Raw genomic sequence first — 221 nt, 5'->3', positions numbered from 1 at the left:
GGGGATCGGGCGCGCCGGTTGCCGGTGGACTACGCCTCGCATTGCGCGCACGTGGATGTGCTGCGCACCGAGCTGGAACAACTACAGGTCACACCCGGCCGGGGACGGGTGCCGTTCTACTCCACCGTCAGCCAGGACGAGACCGTGTTCGACGCCGGGTACTGGTTTCGGAATTTGCGGCAGCCGGTGCGGTTCCACGACGCGGTCACCCGCGCGGTCGA

The 221-nt window shown here is 68.3% G+C and carries 1 protein-coding gene; it reads left to right on the top strand.

Annotated features, from left to right (window positions below; translation table 11 throughout):
- Positions 1 to 221: acyltransferase domain-containing protein (locus ACLQ28_RS34685; protein ID WP_425690475.1), on the top strand; the 221-nt coding region annotated here is incomplete at both ends.

Origin of the sequence: Micromonospora sp. DT201 (assembly GCF_049841575.1) — a bacterium.
Taxonomy (GTDB): domain Bacteria; phylum Actinomycetota; class Actinomycetes; order Mycobacteriales; family Micromonosporaceae; genus Micromonospora.
Note: the sequence above shows the minus strand (reverse complement) of the source record. Positions and strands in the feature narration are given on the sequence as shown.